This window comes from Streptodolium elevatio (assembly GCF_040649515.1).
In the GTDB taxonomy this organism is placed as follows: domain Bacteria; phylum Actinomycetota; class Actinomycetes; order Streptomycetales; family Streptomycetaceae; genus Yinghuangia; species Yinghuangia elevatio.
This window is the reverse complement of record NZ_JBEZFP010000278.1, coordinates 1-2,074: the sequence shown is the minus strand read 5'-3', so window position 1 is coordinate 2,074 and position 2,074 is coordinate 1. Positions and strand designations below refer to the sequence as shown.

2 protein-coding genes are annotated in these 2,074 nt (G+C 71.6%); both read right to left on the bottom strand.

The features are described 5' to 3' along the window. Window positions 1–37: 37 nt before the first annotated feature. Window positions 38–829: an SDR family oxidoreductase gene (locus AB0C36_RS43010; protein WP_358365234.1), complete on the bottom strand. Its 792-nt coding sequence runs from the start codon at window positions 827–829 to the stop codon at window positions 38–40. After that, window positions 826–2,010 carry an acyl-CoA dehydrogenase family protein gene (locus AB0C36_RS43005; RefSeq protein WP_358365231.1) on the bottom strand — a complete coding sequence of 395 codons (1,185 nt, stop codon included), beginning with the start codon at window positions 2,008–2,010 and terminating at the stop codon, window positions 826–828. Before AB0C36_RS43005 ends, AB0C36_RS43010 begins: the two co-directional genes overlap by 4 nt. Between the last annotated feature and the right edge of the window lie 64 nt (window positions 2,011–2,074).

Below are 2,074 nucleotides of genomic sequence, written 5' to 3'. Positions count from 1 at the left end.
CTCCGGCGGGCCGCGCGGCCCGCCGGAGACGGGCGGGTCACGCGCGCTGGCTGCTGACCGACACGACCTCGCCGGTCATGTACGACGAGTAGTCCGACGCCAGGAACACCATGACGTTGGCGATCTCCCACGGCTCGGCGGCGCGGCCGAAAGCCTCCGCGCTGCTGAGCGCCGAGAGCAGTTCCTCGGAGGACGCCTTGGCCAGGAACGCGTGCATCGCGATGCTCGGCGCGACCGCGTTGACGCGTACCCCGAACTCCGCCGCCTCGACGGCCGAGCAGCGGGTCAGCGCCATCACGCCGGCCTTCGCCGCCGCGTAGTGCGCCTGGCCCTTCTGCGCACGCCAGCCCAGCACGGAGGCGTTGTTGACGATGACGCCCTTGCCGCGCGGCTGCATGTGCCGCAGCGCCGCGCGCGTCATGCGGAAGGTGCCGTTGAGCGTGACGTCGAGGACCAGGTTCCACTGGTCGTCCGTCATGTCGACGAGGTCGACCTGACCGCCCAGGCCCGCGTTGTTGATGAGGATGTCGATGCCGCCGAGTTCGCCGGCCGCGGTGTCGACGAGGTTCTGCACGTCGGCCTCGACGGTGACGTCGCAGGGCACCGCGAGCGGGCGCGCGCCGGCGATCTTGGCGAGCTCGTCGGCGGCCTCGCCGAGGCGGCGCTCGTGCTTGTCGCTGATCGCGATGGTGGCGCCTTCTTCGGCGGCCTTCTTGGCGGCGGCGAAGCCGATGCCGGTCCCGGCGGCGGCGGTGACCAGCACCGTCTTGCCGGCCAGCAGGCCGTGGCCGCCCACGTACTCGGGTGCGTTCGAAGCGGGCGCGGTCACTTGGCTTCTCCTCGGGGTTCGCGGGGCATGCCGAGGACGCGCTCGGCGATGATGTTGCGCTGCACCTCGTTCGACCCGCCGTAGATGGTGTCGGACTTGGTGAACAGGAACAGACGCTGCTGCTCGGTGAGTTCGTACGGCAGCTCGGCGGCCAGCGTGGACGCGGCACCGCCGACGTCCATCGCGAGCGTGCCCAGCCGCTGGTGCCACGTGGCCCAGACGAGCTTGGCGACGGAAGGCGCCCCCGGGTCCGGCGAGCCGAGGGTGCGCAGCGCGTTGCAGCGCAGCACCTTCAGGTCGATCCAGGCCTGGAGCAGGCGTTCGCGCAGGATGGGGTCGTCGATCGCGCCGTTGTCCTTGGCGGTGTCGATGACGGCCTGGAGTTCGAGTTCGAAGCCGATCTGCTGCGCGAGGGTCGAGACGCCGCGCTCGAAGGCCAGCAGGCCCATCGCGACGCCCCAGCCCTGGCCGAGCTGTCCGACGACGTGCTCGCTCTTGGCGCGGGCGCCGTCGAAGAACACCTCGTTGAACTCGCTGGTGCCGGTGAGCTGGACGATCGGGCGCACCTCGATGCCCGGCTGGTCCATGGGCGCGAGGAAGAACGAGATGCCCTTGTGCTTGGTCGAGCCGGCCTCGGTGCGGGCCAGCACGAAGATCCAGTCGGCCTCGTGGGCGAGCGAGGTCCACACCTTCTGGCCGCTGACCAGCCAGTCGCCGGTCTCCGGGTCCTGCGTCGCGGTGGTGCGCAGCGACGCGAGGTCGGAACCCGCGCCGGGCTCCGAGTAGCCCTGGCACCACAGCTCCTCGCCACGGGCGATGGGCGGCAGGAAGCGGGCCTTCTGCTCGTCGGTGCCGAACGCGAGGACGGTCGGGCCGAGCAGGTTCTCGCCCATGTGGTTGACGCGGCCGGGGGCCTTCGCGCGGGCGTACTCCTCGCCGAAGATCACCTGCTGCATGAGGGTCGCCTCGCGGCCCCCGTACTCCTTCGGCCAGTCGAGGCCGATCCAGCCGCCCTCGCCGAGGCGGCGCTCCCACTCGCGGCGGATCTCGAAGTGCTCGTGCTCGCTGCCGGGGCCGCCGGTGCCGACGGCCGAGGCGAACTCGCCGGACAGGTTCTCGCGGAGCCAGTCGCGGACTTCCGCCCGGAACTCCTCGTCCTCGTCGCTGTAGCGAAAGTCCACGGTGTCACCTTCTGGGATGCGGTTGCGCGGGCCGCGGGCCGGTGCCCCGTGGGCCGGAGCCCAC